The sequence below is a fragment of the Kitasatospora sp. NPDC088548 genome, assembly GCF_044753005.1.
GTDB lineage: Bacteria > Actinomycetota > Actinomycetes > Streptomycetales > Streptomycetaceae > Kitasatospora.
The window spans coordinates 46,938-64,622 of the sequence record NZ_JBIVMI010000020.1; the positions used below are offsets into that span (position 1 = coordinate 46,938).

Here is a 17,685-nt window from a genome sequence, read left to right on the forward strand (position 1 = left end):
TGGAGATCATCACGTGGACAGCCACCACGCAGAACTGCCCTGGCGAAAGGCCACGGCCGAGGTCATCGTGCCGGTCGGCACGGACCAGCACACCGAGCTGACCGTCGTCACCACCGTGCGGGTCTTCTACCGCCGCGAGCTGGAGATCGACTTCTTCCACGTCCGGGACGCCAGCGGTGGGTGGAGGCTGCAGGGCAGCCGCGCCACCCTGCCCCGCAGTGACCGGGTCGTGCCTGCCGAGAAGCCGACCGAGCAGCTGGCGCCGCTGGTGCTCGACCTCCTGACGCAGCCGCAGATGCAGGACGTCCTGCGGTCGATGCACGAGCGGACGCTGAACCGGCAGGTGGCCGGGGCGTGGCGCAGCCTCAGCGAGGCCCGCCGGCTGGCCGCCGAGGCCGCGGCCAAGGTCCGGCGGCTCGACCAGGACTTCCAGGTGTTCGGCATCTCCGAGGTCCGGGCCTCCGAGCTGCTCGCCGAGCACGAGCGGCGCGTGCGCTCGCACGGCCTCTACCTGGGCTACTGACCGGCACCCACCGCGCCGGGCTGCGGTCCGCTCCCGTCTGCGAAGCGGACCGCAGCCCCGTCCGGCCACCGCACCACGCCCCGACAGCCCCGCCCCGCCCCGAAGACCGGCCGCCAGCGCGGCCGGCCCACCACCGAGAGGAACCCTCCCATGACCCCCACTGCCAACCCGCCCGTCGAGTTCGCCGCGCTCGCCGCCGTCCTGCCGCAGCTCCTGGCCGTCACCGCCCGTCCCGCCGACGAGTGCCCGGACGAGCTCGCGCCGCGCGTCGACATCGTGGTCGACAGGGACGACGACGAGAACACCACCGCCGTCCGGATCTACCTGGACGGCGTGAAGATCAGCGCCGGCACCGCGGTGCACCCCGACACCGACTCCCTCCTGCCCGTCGTGCGGTTCCACCTCACCGGCTCCGGCCCCTTCGACGATGTCCAGCCCCACGACTGGTTCGAGGCGGTCCAGGCCGGCCTGCTCGGCGCCCCGGCCGCCGTCCAGGAGTTCGTCACGGCCCGGGCCAAGGAGTACCACCGCCCGGCCCAGTGCCTGGCCTGCCTGGCCCCGCCCCGCAGCACCCCGTCCACCCCGGGCCTGCTGCTCCCGGCCGCCCGGGACCTAGACGACTTCACCCTGCCCCAGCTGGAGGAGACCCACCGGGCCGCGGCCGACCTGATCCGCGCCCGCCTCACCGCCCTGGTGCGCAGCGAGCTGCGCGAGGCCACCGAGGAGCTCCGGGTGGACGGCAAGCTGCCGGCGCGGGCCGTGGTGCCCGGGTACGGCCCGTTCGCCGGCGCGGAGGGCCTGTACGACCTCAACACGGTCGTGCTGGTCACCGAATCGGGATGGAAGAGGACGGTCGACCTCAGCTGGAGCGCGGGCCTGGTGCGCGCCGTGGAGGCGCTGGCCGAGTGGCGCCCGCCCACCGAGGACGACGCGCTGGAGATCGAGCTCTGACCTCTGACCGGGGGCGGCCCGGCACCCGGCCGCCCCCGACCCGCCCCCAGAACCAGGAGGTTCACCGTGTCTTACCTGACCGTCGACCTGACCCCCGTCATCACCTACCTGGCGCAGCGCGGCCTCACCGGCCACGTCCTTGAAGGCGACGCCTGCGACTTCATCGAAGCCGAACTTCCCGACAGCCGGCTCCTGCAGATCACGCCCACCGCCGGGCGGGACGGATGGGACGGATGGGTTGTCCTGCTCACCGGCACGACCAGTTTCACGTCCGAAGCGGTCTACCGCAGCCACCCCCGCGGCGCCGCCCAGCAGCACGGCTCCCGGCTCGGCCCCATGCTCGACGCCCTCACCGCCGTGCTGGCCTGACCGCCCGCCGGCATCACACCCGATCAGGAGGACTCCATGCTCGACATCACCACCATCACCGCCACCGCTCGCGATGCCGTGGACCTGCGGCGCCGGCCCGGGTACGCCGCGTTCACCAGCGGGCAGGTCGAGGCTGGCCCCGGCGAGCACGGCCGCTGGGTCCTGCGCACCGACTGCGGCCCGGCGGCCAGCGCGGTGCGGACCGCGCTGCGCGATCGCGGCTACGCCACCGAGCGCGACGAGGACGGCGCCGGCTCCGCCGTCACGGTGTGGCCGGTGCACCGCGCCCCCTTCTCCGCCCTGCCGCCGCTGTCCCTGCGCGAGGAGGTCCGCGTCCACCGGGGGGTGGAGCTCGGCAGCGGGACGTGGGTGCTGGAGGGGCCGCTGGGCCGGGTGGAGCAGCAGTACGGCAGCGGCGGCCACAACGACCTGGCGGTGCACGCCGCCCACCCGTTCCCCCGGGCCGGGTGGAGCACGCGGTGCGCGGTGCACCCGGCCGGCTGCTGGTGGCGGGGCGAGTGGCGGCTGCCGGTGCGTGCCCGCCGGTTCATCGTGGCGGGCCCGTCGGTGCTGGAACGGCCGGTGGCGACCGGGCGGCTGGCCCTGCGTCTGCGGGTCCTCTACCGGATGCACGTCCACGACACGGCACCGCGCTGACCGCGAGCCGGCCGGGCCGCCGCCGGGCCGGCGGACCGGCGGGACCGTGGCGGTCGGGTCGGCCGAGCAGGGCACCGGACACTCCCTGACCTGGACCGGAGGCGCTTTCCCCGCTCGACAATAGTGGTTGAGGATGCTATTGTTGTTCATGTCGGAAGGGGGTGGCACTCCTTCCGGCTCAACCCGAACACTTCGTCGAGAAGGGCATGCCACCATGACCGCTACCGCTACTTCCGCCGCCCCCACGGGCCTGCGTACCCGCTCCATGGAGCTGATGCAGGTGGACCCGCGCACGCTCGTGCTGGACCCGCACAACGTGCGCGACGAGGACGTGGAACTCGACCAGGCGATGCTGGACTCCGTGATGCTGGGCGGCGTCGACACCCCGGTGATCATCCGCCCGTTGACCAAGGAGCAGGCCGAGGCCCTGGCCGAGCCGGGCAAGCCGCTGCCGGAGTACGGCGTCCTGATGGGGCAGCGCCGCTGGCTCACCGCGCTGGAGGCCGTGAAGCTGGCCAAGGAGAACCACGAGGAGGCGTTCGCCCTCCCGGTGATCCTGCGCGAGGACCTCAAGGGCGCGACCGCCGAGGCGCTGACCAAGTCCCTGGTGGAGAACCTGCACCGCAAGGACATGACCGCCGCCAACATCGCCCGGAAGGTCACCCAGCTCGCGGCCGTCCGTATGAACCCCACCCAGCGGGCCAAGGCCACGAAGGCACTCGGTCTGACCCCGGCGCAGTTCAAGGCCGCCAAGAAGGCGACCGCGATGGACCCCAACGCCTTCCGCAAGGCGTCGGAGAACGACTTCGACTTCGTGCAGATGGCCGACTACGACACGGTCAAGGACGTTCCCAGCGCCCTGAACGACCTCGTGCGCGCCATGGACCGCGACCTCAAGGCGGGCGGCGGGGACGGCCACTGGCAGCACGCCATGGCGCAGCTGCGGCAGACCCGCGACAAGCAGGTGGCACGGCAGAAGGCCATCGCGGCGCTGAAGGCCGCCGGGGCTCCCCAGGTGGAGTTCGAGTACGACTGGACGGGCAAGCCCCAGCGACCGCTGCGCGACCTGGTCACCGGCCTGGGCAAGGCGATCAAGCCCGAGCGGCACGTGGAGGAGTGCCCCGGCCGCGCCTACTTCATCGAGTACGGCGAGCCGGTCCACCTGTGCGCCGACTGGAAGAAGTACCACGAGCTGAGCCCGGAGGCCCGCGCCCGCATGGGCAAGGCGGCCACCAGCGAGGAGGAGCGGGAGAAGCTGCGGGCGGTCAAGGCGGGCAACGCGGCGTTCAAGGCCGCGACCGAGGTCCGCCGCGCGGCCCAGAAGGCAGCGATCAAGGGCGCGAAGGTCCCCGACGCGGAATGGACGCTGATCATGAGCGTCACCACCGAGATGCCGGACTGGTACGGGACGTACGTCAAGAACCCGAACCGGGCGTTCATGGCGGACCTGCTCGGCCTGATGCCCAGCGGTACCGACCTCACGCCGACCGGCTACCAGGAGAAGGCGAACTTGCAGGAGGACGCTGCCGCGCGGCTCAAGGAGTACGCCGGGCGGATCGGGAAGGAGCGACGGGGCAAGGTGCTGCTCGCGCAGATCTTCGCCGCCCTGGAAGTGAACGTCATGAGGACCAACAAGGTCTGGGCGGGCGTCCACGAGGCCCTGGCGAAGGCGCTGATCGTCATGCGCGACCACCTCGGCTACACCCCCGCCGACATCGAGACCGACATGATCGACCGGTACCTCGCCAGCGTGAACCCGACCAAGGACGACGGCCAGGCCGCCCCGCAGGCTCCCGAGACGGCGGACGCCCGGACCGAGGACGAGGACGCGGCGGACTCCGAGCACGACACCGGAGAGGCCCCGGAGGACAGCGCCGACCGGGAGCCCGAGGCACAGCAGACCGAGGCCCCTGCGGCGGAGGTCGAGGGCGAGCCGGAGGCCGGTGCGGTGGAGCAGGGCCGGACCGAGGAGCCGGTGGAGCAGGAGCAGAAGTTGGACGCGGTGCTCGCCGCCTAGAGCGGAGCTGGACGGGGCGGGGGGCGGGGGGGGGGCCCGGCCCCCCCCCCCCCCCCCGGGGGCGGGGCCCCCCCCCGGGGGGGGGGCCGCGCGGGGGGGGGGGGGGGCCCCGGCGCCCCCTTAGTGGGCTGTGGGGGGGGGGGGGGGGTCGGGGCGCCCCCTACCCCCCCCCCTTACGGGCCCTTTTCCGGGGGGGGGGGGGGGGGCCCCCCCGGGCGGGGGGGGGGGGGGGGGGGGGGGGGGGGGGCCCCCCCCCCCCCGCCCCTGACCCGATCGGCCGGTCCGCCACAAGGTGGGCCGGCCGATCCTTGTGTCCGGTGCGACCGCGCCGAACAGTACTGCGGAGTGGAGGGCGAGGAGTCATGACGGACTCGGTGCAGCGAGAGGGCCTGCGGGCACCCGTCGGTCCGTTCGAGGAGTTGTGCGGGGAGCGCTGTGCGGCGGCTGGCGCAGCGCGGACGGTGGCCGTAACGCTGGCGGCGCAGTTCCCGGGCGCGACCTACTGAAAGAGCAGGTCAGGCCACCTCTCAGAGGCCCTTGCCGAGAAAGGACGCCATGGCGGACTCTTGAGGCAAGGGAGGTGAGAGCCCGTGCCGGACAAGCGCCCCCGCGGACCGCAGCCCCACTGGCGGCCCAAGCGCGAGACCCTCCGCGTGCTGGCCGCGGTCGGCGGCGTCCTCGACCGCTACCGCGAACACCTGCCCGTCTCGCTGCGGCAGCTCTGGTACGTGCTCGTCAGCGACGGAGTGATGGCCAAGACCGAGCGCGACTACAAGCGGATGTGCGAGTACGTCGGCATGGCCCGCCGCTCCGGCCGCATCCCGTGGGACGCAATCCGCGACGACACCCAGGTCGCCATCGAAGCTCCACCTTCCTTCGCCGGCCCCGGGGAGTTCTTCACCGCCGTGGAGGTGGCGGTTGATGACTACCGGGTCGACCGCCAGGCCGGGCAGCCCGTTCGGCTTGAGCTGTGGTCGGAGACGGCGGGCATGGCCCCCCAACTTTCAAGGATCGGAGCCGAGTTCGGCATCGCCTGTTTCTCCGGAGGCGGGTTCGACGGCCTGGTCGGCAAGCACGACGCCACGATGCGGGCCGCCGCTGGGCCCGTCAAAACCGTCATTCTCCACGTCGGTGACTACGACCCGAGTGGTGAGCATCTATTCAGCTCGCTCGCGGAGGACGTGATCGCGTTCGCCCAGGCCGAGGGCGCCGAGGTCGAGTTCGACCGGGTCGCGGTCACCCCCGAGCAGATCGCCACCCACCACCTGCCGACCGCCCCGCCCAAGGCCACCGACCGGCGCTCGTTCACCGGCACCGCCACCACCCAGGCCGAAGCCCTGCCGCCCGATGTCCTGGCCGGCATCGTGCGCACGGCCATCGAGGCCCACCGCGATCCCGAGATCCATCAGCGGGCGCTCGTTCGCGAAGCCGCCGAGCGGGAAGCGATCCGCCATCGGCTGACCAGCTGACCAGCCGGGGTGAGCTGGCCGGTCAGCCAGCAGCGAAGGTGCCCTTGAGAGCGTTCACCCGCTCCGGTAGCCGTGCGGTTGCCGCGGCCCCCAGTCCGCCGAGGTCGATCACCGGGTGCCGTTCCACCCCCGGACAGTGATTATCTCTGCTATAATTGACCATGTCTTCAAGGGCGCAGCCCTCATGGAGACCCCGCACCCCCGGCTGGCCCCGGAGGTGCGTCAACCCGCACCCCGCACCCCCGGAGACCGTCATGCCCGAGACCGCCACCCAACTGCCGCCCGCCCCGGTTCGGCTGAGCCGGTTCAGCCCCGCGCTGGCCACCGTCCGGGCCACCGTCACGGGCCGCCAGGGCGTGGAGCAGCACCTCGCGCTGTGCCTGCCCGCCGCGCCGTACGGAACCGCCCCGTGGCTGCTCGGCACGCTCGCGCTCTACCTGGCGCAGCTGCGGGCGGGAACGGAGGAGGCGTCGGCCGCGGGCCTGTACGCCTTCCTCGCCGAGACGGGACCGCTCCCGGCCACGGTGTACCGGCACTCCGGGCGGGGCCTGCACGACGGGCGGGTGACCTGCGACCTGGACGTGACGATCGGCCCTCGGGACGAGGCGGGCTGGCCGGAGGTGTCGGTACTGGTGTCGGAGGGCGAGACCGGTCGGGCGGCGCGCTGCTCGTTCAATCGGGTCAACCGCTACCGGCGTGCCGGGGGCGTTCTCGCGACGGCGTGCACCGAGCTGGAGGGGGAGTACGGGCGGCTGATGGCCGTCGGCCGCCGGAAGGGCGTCACGGCGGACGCCCGGGAGGGGCTGCACCAGGTCGCCGAGCTGGCCGGCTCTATCGCGGCGCGCTGCAAGGAGGCGCTCGACCAGGTGCGGCGGGACACCCAGAGCAGCGGCGCGGCGAAGGCGCGGAAGGCGATGCAGGCCGGGGCCGGGGAGGTCGAGTTCGAGGACGGGTTCCCGGCGGAGTCCCCGGTGGAGGTGCTCACCGGGGTGCTGGGGCTGGACGTGGACCTGCGCCGGGGTGACGACGGCGAGCCGGTGGCCCGGTTCCAGCTGCGCGCCGAGCGGCCCGGGGCCGTGCGGGGGGCTCCGGTACTCCCGGAGCTGTTGGTGTGCAGCGTGCGGGGTCCGGCCGCCCTGCGGCTGGGTTCGGCGCTGCGCCAGGGGTCGCCGGTGGTGGTCCGGGGCCGTCGGCGCTACCACCGGTACGCGGGCGGGGCGCGGACGGCGGTGTCGCTGGACGTGGAGTCGATCGGGCTGGACCTGATGGCCGAGGCGCCTTCTCCCGCTTCCCAATAGTGGCTGATGCTGCTATTATTTTTCATGTCGCCCGGTTGGCACTGGGCGTCATCAACCCGAACCTGGCCGTCGGCGCCCCCGGCGGCCGACCCCGAAGGGACGCCCATGTCCACCGCACTCCCCACCGGTGAACTGCACGCCCTGGCCGAGCAGGCCGCCGCCCTCCTGCCGGACCGCAACGACCCCTGGCACACCGCCGCTCCCCGCCGGTTCTGCACCACCACCGAATCCCTCCCCCCGTGGACCGACACCGTGCGCGTCACCGACGGGGTACTCACCGTGGCGTTCACGGACACCGCGCACGGCGTCTCCGTGCGGGCGCAGCGCGAGCACGGAGGCCCGCTGGTTGCGGCCACCGTGGTGGAGCGCCGGTGGGCCGACGCCCGAACGCTCGCTCTGGCCGTCGCCCGCGACCAGCTCGGCCCGCTGCGCCCCGCTCCCCTGAACAGCGGGATGCGCGAGCAGCAGGAGCTGCAGGCCCTCCACACCCTCACCCGGCACATCCCGCCGGGCGCGGTCGGGCAGGCCCACTCCCGCGTCGACCGCTGGCACTTCCTCTGCTTCAGGATTTCCGGGCGCACCGTCCGAATCCGGATCGACGAACCGGAGCGGGTGCAGATCGAGGCCACCCGCCTGTCCCTGCCCGCGCTGAGCGCGGTGCTGGGCGCCGCCCTGCCGCCTGCGGAGCCGAAGGGGCTGACGGCCGCCGCCCGGTTCGCGGCGACGTGGCTGATGGACCGCCACCCCGTGCTCTGGCACGACCCGGACAGCTTCAGCACGGGCCCGCTCGACGTGCTGTACGGGCCCGGCCAGGGGCGGGTCACCGTCGGCGTCCAGGTGACCGACGGACCGCCCGACGAGCAGGCCCTGGCGATCCTCACCATCGAGGTCGACCTCGACCTGGCCCTGCTGCTCCTGCCGCTGCTCAGCTGACCCTTCACCCGCAGGCCGGGGCGCGGACAACGCGCCCCGGCCTGCGGCCCCCGTCGCCGCCGGCCCGCGGCCCACGACCCCTGGCGGACGCTGCGCCCCGGGGGTCTCACCAACCGCTCGCCTCTACCCCGGAGCAACCCGACCATGAACGCGGAGCAACCCGACCACCCCGCCGCAGGCCGGCCCCAGCGCACCCTCACCACCGAGGAGGAGGCGGCCGTACGGAGCACCCGCCTGTCCAACCTGATCGCGGCCCTGATCATGGGCATCGTCGACCCCGTGCCCAGCCCCTCGCCGATGGGCGAGGCCGAGGGCGCCTGGGTGCGCGAGCACGTCTGGCCCCGGCGCTACCAGACCATCGAGGCGAAGTACCCCTTCGGCTACCGACGGTGGACCCACTGCCAGCGGGGGACCTGCTGGAACTGCCTGAACAACCGGTGCGATCTGTGCATCCACCGGCAGCGGGGCGGCCCGGACGTCGACGACAACACCGACTGGGTCGAGAACGCCCGCAGCCGGGCCGTCGCCAAGCTCATCGTCCGGCCCGACGGCGCACGGTGCCAGTGGTGGTGCCGCTGCCCCTGCCCCAAGAGCACCCCCGCCGCCGCCGAGACGGACGACCCGTCCGCGCCGGCCCGACTTGAGAACCGGCCAGACGGCGCACCTGCCGCCGGTGGCCGCCGAGGCAGACGCCCCGCCGCGCCGGCCGACGAGGCGCAAGCCGCCCTGTTCTGACGGCGGCGGACTCCCGATCGACCTTTCCCAACCGCGCACGGCCTCCGGGCCGGGCGCGGTGCACACCCGCCGGACCGACCGGTCCGGCCCTGGAACCCCGACTTCGCAGAAAGAGACCGCCATGACCGTCACCGCCCCCGGGCTGCGCCCGCGCCCCACCGCCGTCTTCAGCCGCGCCGACCCCGGCACCGCGGAGGGCGTCGACGTCCTCACCGCAGTGGGCGTCAGCGTGGGACTCCACATCGACCCCGCCGGCGGGGTGTTCGTCGGCATCGTCACCGAGGACGCCGACCAGTCCCTCCTCGACCGGCACGGCCGGCTCGCCCATCTGACGGTCGCCCTGCCCGAGGAGGCCAGGATCGAGCGCAGCGGGCCGCGCTCCGGCGGCCCGTCCTGGTGGTGCCGGCTCCGGCACCGACCGGACCGACCCACCGGTCCTGGCGCCGCCGCTGGCACTCTGGCCTCCGCCACCTGGGCGCAGCTGCGTGATCTGCACGACCAGGTGGCGCGGGAGCTGGAGAGGCGGGCCGTCGCGGAACTCGGCGAGGACCTGCGCGCGGTGTGCGCGGCGCGGGGGTGGCCAGCCCCGGCGCGGGCGGAGTTCCGGGCCGGCGAGGACGAGGGGGGACGGTGCTGGCTGCCGGATGGCGCCCTGGTCGTCGCCGTCGACGGGAGCAGCCGCATCCTGCCGCTGGACCTGGAGGACGAGGACGAGGGCTTCGAGGCCGCGACGGCGGCGGGGTGGCTGGCCGCGGCCTCCGAGGCGCGTCGGCCAGCGCCGGGGAGTCTGCTGGTGGTGGAGTTCGCCCCGGCCGGAGTGCACTTCGCCGTGCACGGGCCGGTGGAGTTCCTTGGTGTCCGGTCTCAGCCGAGGTGAACCACGGCGAGGCCCTGACCTGCGGTGGTTCAGGTTGAGTGAGACAGGCGACGGACCTCCGTCTCGCTCAACCTGAACAGGTTCGGGCCGATCAGCCCGAAGGTGCACGCCGTTGACCTGCAGCGTCTCAGTCAACCGGGGCCACCGGGGGCAGATGGCCCGGGTTGAGCGGGACTGGTTCACCTCCGCCGAGACTGGACACTTGGGGCCGGCCGGTAATCACCACCCGAATTGATGATTAGTTATGCTACCGTTTTTCATGTCGCCTACTTGGCAGGTACGGCGGCTCGACCCGAACATCCCGCTGCAGCACCGAGGAGAGCACGATGATCACCCGAGACCTGGATGCAGGAAGCCGCTACCGGCGCCTGCCCACCGACGTCGAGGTCGCGGTCCGGACGCCGAGCGTCCTGGCCGTCGGCGAGGTCCTGCGCTACACCGACTACGGCCACCTGGACGTCGCCCCGCTGCCTGCGGGACGGACCGCGGAGGTCGGACCGCTCGCGCTCCGCTCCCCCGGCGGCGCCGCCATCGCCGACTCCGAGCAGGAGCGGGTGCAGGAGATCTTGCTGCGGCACGGCTACGCGGCGCTGACCGCCCCCGACCGGATCGTCGTCCTGGACCCGCTCGACCAAGGGGACGACCGGGCCCGGGTCCTGGTCGGCCACCTGCCGGAGGCCGCGGGCAGCTCGGCGGTGCGTCGAGCGGTGGAGGTCCTGGCCGACGCCGGGCACCGCCCCGCGCTGTTCCTCGGGGAGCTGCTGCTGCGCTCCGGGTTCCGGGTGGCCACCACCGGGGCCGAGACGGAGGTGGTGGTCGTCCCGGCACCCCACTGGGGCGACTCCGAGCCCAGCGCCCTCGCCCGCTCGCTCCGGCGCGCCGGCCTGGCGGTCACGGGAGAGCTGGACGGGACCGGCGTCTTCGAGGCCGCGGTCCCACGCTGATCCGAGGCGGCACCGGCTCCGCCGCGCCCCAGAGCGCGGCGGGTTCCGGGGAGCCGGCTGGTCAACGCGACGGCCGGTTAGTTCGCCGTGCAGTACACCTGGCCAGCCTGCGATGGACCTTTCCATCGCAGGTCACAGCACTTCCCGTTTCCAACCGGGCACCCGCTGCCGCACCGGCGGCAGGCCCGGGCGAAGGCAGAGAGAGAAGGACGAGATGAGCACGAACACGACAGCCGGCCTCACCGAGGCCGACGTCGACCGCGTGCTGGCGGCGCGCGGCTGGACGCCGGCCACCGCCGGCGGACGGCGCAGCCCGATCGACGGTTGGGCGGACGCTGGCGACTACAGCACCGAGGGGCACGACCCGATCGGGGGCGGGGTCTTCGGCATGGTGCTGCTCGCCTGCCGGGCCGCCGAGCACCAGATGGACGTGCTGGCCGGCATGGCCGACGCCCTCGTCGGCGCCGGCCTGGCGGTGCGCGACTCCTCGGAGGGGTACGAATTTCTCGAGGTTCGCCGCCGCGGCAACGGGCGGCCGACCCGGTAGTCCTCCCAGCTCACGGGCCCACCGCCGTGAAGGCGGCGCCCGCGGGCCGGCCCTCGGCCCAAGATCACCGCCGGTGACCGCCTAGGCCATATGAGTTATGGCTGCTACAGTTCTTGATGTCCGAAGGGACGAAGAGCCTCCAACCACCACGACCTGCACGAGAAGACGAGAAGGAGAACGCGATGATCCCCGCCGGCCGCAAGCCCGCCACCGTGGAACGCGCCGCGGAGATTTTCGGGAAGAGCTTCAACTACTTCCAGAACCAGCGGCTCTGGGAGAAGCTCTTCCCCGCGACCATCAAGCCGTTCCACCGCGCCGGCGCCCAGCGCATCGTCCGGCTCTGGGACGAGGAGCAGTTGCTCGCCCTGGCCGCCCAGCTCGAGCTCCCCTTCGACCAGCAGGACATCCCGGTCCTCCCGGTGGCCGACCCGCAGCACCCCAAGCCCCAGGAGTACCAGGACGAGGACCTCCTCGACGTCGTCGAGGCGTGGGAGGCCCTGCACGAAGCCGGCTCCGAACTCTCCCAGCGCGCCTGGACCACCTACGTCTCGCGGGACGAGGACGCTCGCGAGACCAGCGGTCCGAAGTCAGCTCTGGAGATCAACGGCTCGCGGTACTGGCACCGCAAGACCGTCCTCGACTGGGACAAGGCGAGGCTGGGCCGCGGCGAGAGCCCGAACGCCGGCCGGCCCGAGGGTTCCAAGGACAAGGCGCCGCGCGGCCCTCGGCCGACGGCGATCGCCCGCCTGGCCGCGGCGAAGGGCCTGCTGCAGGAGCTGCCCGACCTGTCCCAGGCCGAGATGGTCAAGGCGATCGCGTCGACGCAGAACATCACCGAGCGCCAGGCGCTGCGCATCCTGAACGAGGCCCGGGCCAACCTCGGCCCGGCGGCGCCAAGCCCGACGACGAAGAACAAGTAGCAGTCGAGCTCGGCGCCGGCCCGGTCTCGTGCCGTGCAACAACCGGCCGCCTCCCGCCGCGGTGAACCGACCGGTTGTCGGCCCAGCGCGACCGGTGTTCTGCCGTTCTAACCGGCGGACGTGTCCGAAGCGTTACCGGCTACGGCCTGCGGTGGACAGAAATCCGGTTAGAACGGCGGGGTTTCCTCGGACGACCGCTCAGCCACCGTCTCCGTGGAGTCCCCGTGACCACTGCTCCCGCCACCACCGCCGACTTCTCCCGACTCGCGCTGTGCGCGCTGTTCCAGCACCGCATGGCCACGACCCACCAGCTGCACGTGCTGATCTCCCCGAACGTCAGTATCCAGTGGGTCCGCCGGCGCCTGGCCGACCTGTACGGCCGCGGCCTGGTGGGCCGCGTCGACATGCCGGGACCGGGCCGGAACCTGGTTTGGTACCTCACCGACCAGGGCCGCTCGACCACCGAGGTGCTCCCCGAGGTTCAGGGCCGGACCTGCCCGCCGGCACCCGCCGACCCCTTCGCGGCACGGATGCGCACCGGCCACACCTTGGACGTCCTCCGCGCCCACGTCGCCTTCCTCGAGGACGCCCGTGCCCGCGGAGACGAGTACGGGCCGCTGGACTGGCTGCCCGAGATCAATCACCGCATCGCCGAGCGGAGCGCCGAGAGTCTGACGGCCGACGCCCTGATGCAGTACGCGACCAGCGGTCCGGGTCGGACCCTGCACCGGGCGTTCGTCGAGGTCGACCGCGCCACGATGGTCTCCGAGCGCCTGGCGAGCAAGCTGATGGCGTACGCCCGGTTCCACGCGCTGACTCCCGTGCCGGGCCACCACCGCGGCACCTCCCACGCCCTGGACGCGCTGCCGTCCTGGCAGCACCACTACCTGCGCTTCCCCCGGCTGCTGTTCGTCCTGACCGGGTCGGGGAAGGCGGCGCTGCGCCAGCGGGAACGCGACCTGCAGCTGGTGGCCGCGGACAACCCGCTCGTCGCCCGGATGCTGCAGTCCGTCAAGGCCGGGGCAGCCCTGCTGGAGGACATCGAGAAGCAGGGCGCCTCCGCACCCGTGTGGACCCCACTCGTCAACCCGGACGGCGGTCCCCGCAGCTGGATGGACCTGTGAACCCCCGGACCCACGCACAGACAACACGACCGGAAGGCTGAACACCATGACCGTACTGGTCATCTCCCCGTCCATGACCGTCAGCGAGGAGCTCCCGCTCGGCCCGGAGGGCTACCTCGCCAAGATCCGCTCCCTGCTCGGAGGGCCCGTCAACGAGGCGACCTACCACCGCCAGGCCCGGATGTGGGCCCGCGACAGCGGCGGGGGCGAGCGCAACGTGATGGCGACCGCGCTGGCGAGCGCCTGGCTGGGCAGGGACCTCGCCTCGGCCTACTGGCTCTACGGCCCGGTGGCCCTCGCCGGCGTGGACTCCGACGGCCGGGCGCAGGCGTGCCCGCCGGAGGTGTACCGGGACGTCCGCGCCCTTCAGGAGGTCTTCCACGACCTGCGCACCCGGTGGGCCGCCACCGGGGGGCCAGCCGACCACGATGCCTGGCAGCAGATCCTGGCGGGCGCCTTCGCCGCCATCCCCACCGCCGCCCGCACTGCCTGACCGGACAACACGGTCGCCGGCTCCGACGGTCCGGGGTCTGAACGCGGTTGTCCCGCCGCCCGGCGGGCGAGGCGCTGTTGCTCCTGGTGCTCGCCCGGCTCAGCTCACTGGCCGCCCTGACGTGAGCGGATCCGCCAGGCCTGCGGCGGAGAAGGCGGCCGGGCGCAGCAGCACGGGCGAGCCGGGGCGGGCGGGGTGGAATCCGCCGAGGGCGTAGGCGCGGCTGAGTCGTTCGTTGGCGGCGACGGCGACGAGGCCGAGGCCCTGCTCGTCGGCCCATTCGAGGGTTCGGCGGACCAGGTCGCGGGTGGCCTGTCCGTCCCGGCCGCCGGCGAGGCCGCCGATCTCCCCCCACGCGCCGGTGCGGCGCAGGATCGCGAGTTCGCGGCGGAGCTCGACACCGTTTCCGGCCCGCTTGAGGAGGTGCGCGAGCTGCCAGGCGAGGGCGGCCATCTCGGCGCCGAGGACGATGTAAGCGACGGCGCGCGCGCCGGTGGGGCCGGCGATGGCGCTGCCGAGGACTGTGGCGGCGACGGCGGTCGGCACGATCACGGCGGGCAGGATCACCAGCACGCCAAGCGCCCCGACAAGGGCGCTGCGGATACGCAGGCCGAGGTGTCGGGGGCGAAGGACGGCCAGGGTGGACGGCCCGACGGCGAGCACGCTGCCTGCGGTGTGCTGGACGCCGAGGTGGATCAGCCACACGGGCGCGAGGGCACTGCGAATCGGGCCGCGCGGAAAGCGGGGCGGTGCGTAGGCGTGGGCGCAGACGGCGGCAAGACGGGGTAGGTCACGCCAGCGGGGCGTGAGGCGCGGCGGGGGTGGGATCTGCCTGGGGCTGGCCATGATCGGGAGTCTACGAAGAGCCGGCGGGTTCCCTCGGCGGGTTCGCGGCCGGAGGTCGGCAGATCAGGGAGCGGTCGGCGATGCCTGCCGGCGTCCTCTGCGGAGCGCGACAAGGCGAGAAGGGACCGGATTGCCGGATAGCGGAGCGCCGGGGCCCGTTCGGGCCCCGGCGCTCCGGTCCGTCTACACCGGTGGGGAGCCGAAGGCGCTCCGCCCGCCGGGACCGCCGTCCAGGACGACGAGGAACGTGTCGGTTCGCTCCACCAGGTCGGCGGCCGTCCGGATCTCCGCGGCGTCGAAGAACCGCGGGTCCAGCCTGTCGGCGACGATGCCGTCGCATCGCCCGGTGCGCAGCCGCTCCATCAGGTGTCGCCAGTACCGCAGGCTCCGCTCGGTGTCGTAGAGAAGAGAGGAGACGGTCCACCCCCGGGTGTCCGCCTCCCTGCGGCACCGGGTGAACGCGCTCTGCGGCGCGACCGGGCGCAGGGCGCGAGCGTAGACCGCCACCAGCGGCTGGCTTCCCCTGCGGCGAAGCGGAAGTGCTGCGGGCCGCACGGGCTGCAGCTGCGCCGGTTCAACGACGGGCGGAGTCATCGCTCAAGGTCCTCGGTTCGGTGGGCCACCGATCGGACGGCGGGCCGGCGGGCGTACGGGAACACGGACATCACGGTCTGCCGGGTGCGGCATCGGGGCGCCCGAGGACCAGCAGGACCGGCAGGCTGTCGTTGCGCTCCAGGCTCACGGGCCTGGCGGCGTGGAGCAGGTGGACGTGCTTGCCGCCGCCCGGGCGCACCCGGAGCTCGGAGATCTGGTACGGCCATTTGTCGACCAGCACCCAGTCGCCGCGGTGCAGGTCGTTGCTCATCTTCGCGGTCGGCTGGGCGAGGACGGTTCCGTCCGAGAGACGGAAGCGCGTGGTGTCGAGCTGTTCGATCCCGTCGCCCAGGGGGCGGACGGCGGGCGCAGCGCGCTGGGGTTCCGTCGGCCGTCGGGCGGGGTGCCGGAGTGCGGGTATCCGATCCGGTCGGGGTGGAACTCTCATGGGAACTCCTTGGCTGGTCAGGACGCGGTGGCCTCGCTGTCGAGAGCGAGGTCGAGGCCGGTCAGCTGGCGGGTCGGGTGTGGCAGGTGGCAGGCCGGCCCGTTGGTGGCCGCGAGCGCCTGGTGCAGTACCTGCGGATCGGTCAGTTCTCCGCTGCCGTCGGGGGCGACGATCCAGCGGTGCTCGCCGTCGTCCGCTCCAGGCCGGGGGCAGGGCAGGCAGGTGCCGTCCGGCGCGAAGGACAGGTCGGCATAGACGATGTCCCGGCTGCCGACGGGGACCAGGAAGGTCACGGTCGGCGGGGCGTCGACGGGGTTGTGGAGGAGGGCCGGGCCGAGGGGCACCCCGGCGACGGTCAAGTGGCTGATGGCGCGCTGGGCGTGCCCGGCAGGCACGACGACGGCCCGGAAGGCCGCGCCGAGGGGGATGCCGGCCAGGGCGCCGCTGCCCCACTGCGTGAAGGGCCGGTCGCGCTCGCCCTCCGGCAGGGCCTGGGCCAGCCAGTGCGCCCCGTCGTGCGCGGGCGCCAGGGAGGCCGGGCGCGGTGCGGCGTCGCCGTGGTGCTGGGCGCCGTCGGCCGCGAGGGCGCTGCAGGAGAACCGCACCCAGACGAGCTTGCCGCAGGACGTGGGGCTCCAGCCCCAGCGGTCGCCGGTCAGCGACCTGACCAGGTGCAGCCCCAGCCCGCCCGCGTGCTGGCCCGGGTCGGTGGTGTCGAGGAGCGGACCCTGCCCGCTGCCGTCGTGAACGAGGAGCAGGAGGTCGTCCGACTCCAGGGCGACGACCACCTCGACCGGTCCGAACCCCTTGGCCACCGCGTGCCGGAGCGCGTTGGTGAGCAGCTCGGAGGCGATGACCTCGAAGTCCTCCAGCAGCCCGGCGAGGGTCTTCTCGTCCGCTGCGGGACCGAACCTGCTGCGCAGGGAGCGCCCGCAGCGGGAGCCGATGTCGGTGCGCAGGAGCGGCACCGTCTGGTCGGTGAACTCCGCGGGGAAGTAGGCCCACCCGTTGTCGGTGGAGGACGGGTTGGTGGGGATCGGCGTGGTCACGATGCCTCCGCGTGGTGCGGCTGCCGTCGTCCGAGGAAGGCAGCGAAGTTGGTCAGGGGGCGCGCGGGCCACCGCTCGGCGGGCTGCTCGGAGCGGAGCGGTCGGTTCGCTTCGGGGGCGAGGACGGCTTCGTACGCGCTGTGGAGGGCGGAAGCCAGTTCGCCGGCGTAGGTGAGGTTGCCGCTGCCGTCCGGCTCGACCAGCCAGTGGGGTCGGCGGCGGCGCAGCAGGCCGGGTTCCGGGAGGAGCAGGGTGTCGGTGGCGCAGGAGCCGAGGTGGGCGGTGAGGCGGGCTCCCCAGTCCCAGGGGTTGCCGGTGCCCTTGGAGGGGTCGGCGAACAGCGCGTGCCAGGGTGCGGTGAGGGTGGGGACGAGGAAGACGACGCTCAGGTCGTAGGCGAGCACCGGGCCCGGGGTGATGGTGGCGCCCAGTTCGGCCAAGGCCCGCAGGCCGAGGCCGGGGTCGGTCCGGATGGCGTCCCAGCTGGCGTCGCAGACGGTTGCCTGTGCGAGTTCGTGGGGGCGGCTGCGCCAGGTGGCAAGCAGGCTGTCCGGTGTCCCGGTCGATCGGTCGAGCCAGACGGCTCCGTGGTCCGGGGCGGTGCGTATGCGCGGTGGGCCGGGCTGGTCCGTCGGGCTGCTGGTGCGGGCGGTGGTGTTCTGCGTGCTGCTGGACATGGCGGCACCCCTCGTCTGCATTTCGGCCGAGGAAGACGATCACCGACCGCTATGGCTCCGTGACTCTAGAATGACCCTAGAAACTTCTCCCTGCAACTTCTCTGTGAAACTTCACGACCTTGTTCGAACGAGGAGGCCCGCGGTGGGCGCAGCGATTACCCGTGGCACATCCGGTGCGGCAAGATTGGCTCGTCGACAGAGGGGAGGGGTGAAG

The 17,685-nt window shown here is 73.3% G+C and carries 20 protein-coding genes; 15 read left to right on the forward strand and 5 right to left on the reverse strand.

The window, feature by feature from the left end; genetic code table 11:
* Positions 1-13: 13 nt before the first annotated feature.
* From ACIP82_RS24300 to ACIP82_RS24370, 15 genes are all read left to right on the forward strand, one after another.
* Positions 14-523, forward strand: a complete 510-nt coding sequence (locus ACIP82_RS24300; RefSeq protein ID WP_400656114.1) for a hypothetical protein — start codon at positions 14-16, stop codon at positions 521-523.
* Positions 524-673: 150 nt separating this feature from the next.
* Positions 674-1,474: a hypothetical protein gene (locus ACIP82_RS24305; protein ID WP_400656116.1), complete on the forward strand. Its 801-nt coding sequence runs from the start codon at positions 674-676 to the stop codon at positions 1,472-1,474.
* Between the two features lie 66 nt (positions 1,475-1,540).
* Positions 1,541-1,843: a hypothetical protein gene (locus ACIP82_RS24310; protein WP_400656119.1), complete on the forward strand. Its 303-nt coding sequence runs from the start codon at positions 1,541-1,543 to the stop codon at positions 1,841-1,843.
* Between the two features lie 36 nt (positions 1,844-1,879).
* The gene (locus ACIP82_RS24315) at positions 1,880-2,500 is read left to right on the forward strand and encodes a hypothetical protein (protein ID WP_400656121.1); all 621 of its coding nucleotides are present in this window, start codon (positions 1,880-1,882) and stop codon (positions 2,498-2,500) included.
* 214 nt (positions 2,501-2,714) lie between these two features.
* Positions 2,715-4,517 (forward strand): ParB/RepB/Spo0J family partition protein, encoded by a 1,803-nt coding sequence (locus ACIP82_RS24320; RefSeq protein WP_400656123.1) that lies wholly within the window; start codon positions 2,715-2,717, stop codon positions 4,515-4,517.
* 590 nt (positions 4,518-5,107) lie between these two features.
* Positions 5,108-5,986, forward strand: coding sequence for a hypothetical protein (locus ACIP82_RS24325; protein ID WP_400656125.1), 879 nt, complete (start codon positions 5,108-5,110; stop codon positions 5,984-5,986).
* Between the two features lie 254 nt (positions 5,987-6,240).
* Positions 6,241-7,284, forward strand: a complete 1,044-nt coding sequence (locus ACIP82_RS24330; protein ID WP_400656127.1) for a single-stranded DNA-binding protein — start codon at positions 6,241-6,243, stop codon at positions 7,282-7,284.
* A 105-nt stretch (positions 7,285-7,389) separates the two neighbouring features.
* Positions 7,390-8,217, forward strand: a complete 828-nt coding sequence (locus tag ACIP82_RS24335; protein ID WP_400656129.1) for a hypothetical protein — start codon at positions 7,390-7,392, stop codon at positions 8,215-8,217.
* 144 nt (positions 8,218-8,361) lie between these two features.
* Complete coding sequence (locus ACIP82_RS24340; RefSeq protein ID WP_400656131.1) at positions 8,362-8,952, forward strand: DUF6248 family natural product biosynthesis protein; 591 nt, start codon at positions 8,362-8,364, stop codon at positions 8,950-8,952.
* Positions 8,953-9,073: 121 nt separating this feature from the next.
* Entirely contained in the window at positions 9,074-9,829 is a 756-nt protein-coding gene (locus tag ACIP82_RS24345; protein ID WP_400656133.1) for a hypothetical protein, read from the forward strand.
* 326 nt (positions 9,830-10,155) lie between these two features.
* The gene (locus ACIP82_RS24350; protein ID WP_400656135.1) at positions 10,156-10,773 is read left to right on the forward strand and encodes a hypothetical protein; all 618 of its coding nucleotides are present in this window, start codon (positions 10,156-10,158) and stop codon (positions 10,771-10,773) included.
* Between the two features lie 214 nt (positions 10,774-10,987).
* Positions 10,988-11,320: a hypothetical protein gene (locus ACIP82_RS24355; protein ID WP_400656137.1), complete on the forward strand. Its 333-nt coding sequence runs from the start codon at positions 10,988-10,990 to the stop codon at positions 11,318-11,320.
* A 182-nt stretch (positions 11,321-11,502) separates the two neighbouring features.
* The gene (locus tag ACIP82_RS24360) at positions 11,503-12,240 is read left to right on the forward strand and encodes a hypothetical protein (RefSeq protein WP_400656139.1); all 738 of its coding nucleotides are present in this window, start codon (positions 11,503-11,505) and stop codon (positions 12,238-12,240) included.
* Between the two features lie 224 nt (positions 12,241-12,464).
* Complete coding sequence (locus ACIP82_RS24365; protein WP_400656141.1) at positions 12,465-13,364, forward strand: replication-relaxation family protein; 900 nt, start codon at positions 12,465-12,467, stop codon at positions 13,362-13,364.
* Positions 13,365-13,410: 46 nt separating this feature from the next.
* Positions 13,411-13,857: a hypothetical protein gene (locus ACIP82_RS24370; RefSeq protein WP_400656143.1), complete on the forward strand. Its 447-nt coding sequence runs from the start codon at positions 13,411-13,413 to the stop codon at positions 13,855-13,857.
* A gap of 99 nt (positions 13,858-13,956) precedes the next feature.
* On the opposite strand, the gene ACIP82_RS24375 is transcribed toward ACIP82_RS24370, so the two are convergent.
* The 5 genes from ACIP82_RS24375 to ACIP82_RS24395 all read right to left on the reverse strand — a co-directional run bounded on the left by ACIP82_RS24375 (position 13,957) and on the right by ACIP82_RS24395 (position 17,471).
* A complete protein-coding gene (locus ACIP82_RS24375; protein WP_400656145.1) occupies positions 13,957-14,562 on the reverse strand; it encodes a hypothetical protein in 606 nt (201 codons plus the stop codon).
* Between the two features lie 324 nt (positions 14,563-14,886).
* A complete protein-coding gene (locus ACIP82_RS24380; RefSeq protein WP_400656148.1) occupies positions 14,887-15,210 on the reverse strand; it encodes a hypothetical protein in 324 nt (107 codons plus the stop codon).
* 157 nt (positions 15,211-15,367) lie between these two features.
* Entirely contained in the window at positions 15,368-15,745 is a 378-nt protein-coding gene (locus ACIP82_RS24385) for a hypothetical protein (RefSeq protein ID WP_400656150.1), read from the reverse strand.
* Positions 15,746-15,762: 17 nt separating this feature from the next.
* Entirely contained in the window at positions 15,763-16,794 is a 1,032-nt protein-coding gene (locus ACIP82_RS24390; protein ID WP_400656153.1) for an ATP-binding protein, read from the reverse strand.
* Positions 16,791-17,471 (reverse strand): hypothetical protein, encoded by a 681-nt coding sequence (locus ACIP82_RS24395; RefSeq protein WP_400656155.1) that lies wholly within the window; start codon positions 17,469-17,471, stop codon positions 16,791-16,793. The genes ACIP82_RS24390 and ACIP82_RS24395 overlap by 4 nt, the downstream gene beginning before the upstream one ends.
* Positions 17,472-17,685: the final 214 nt, after the last annotated feature.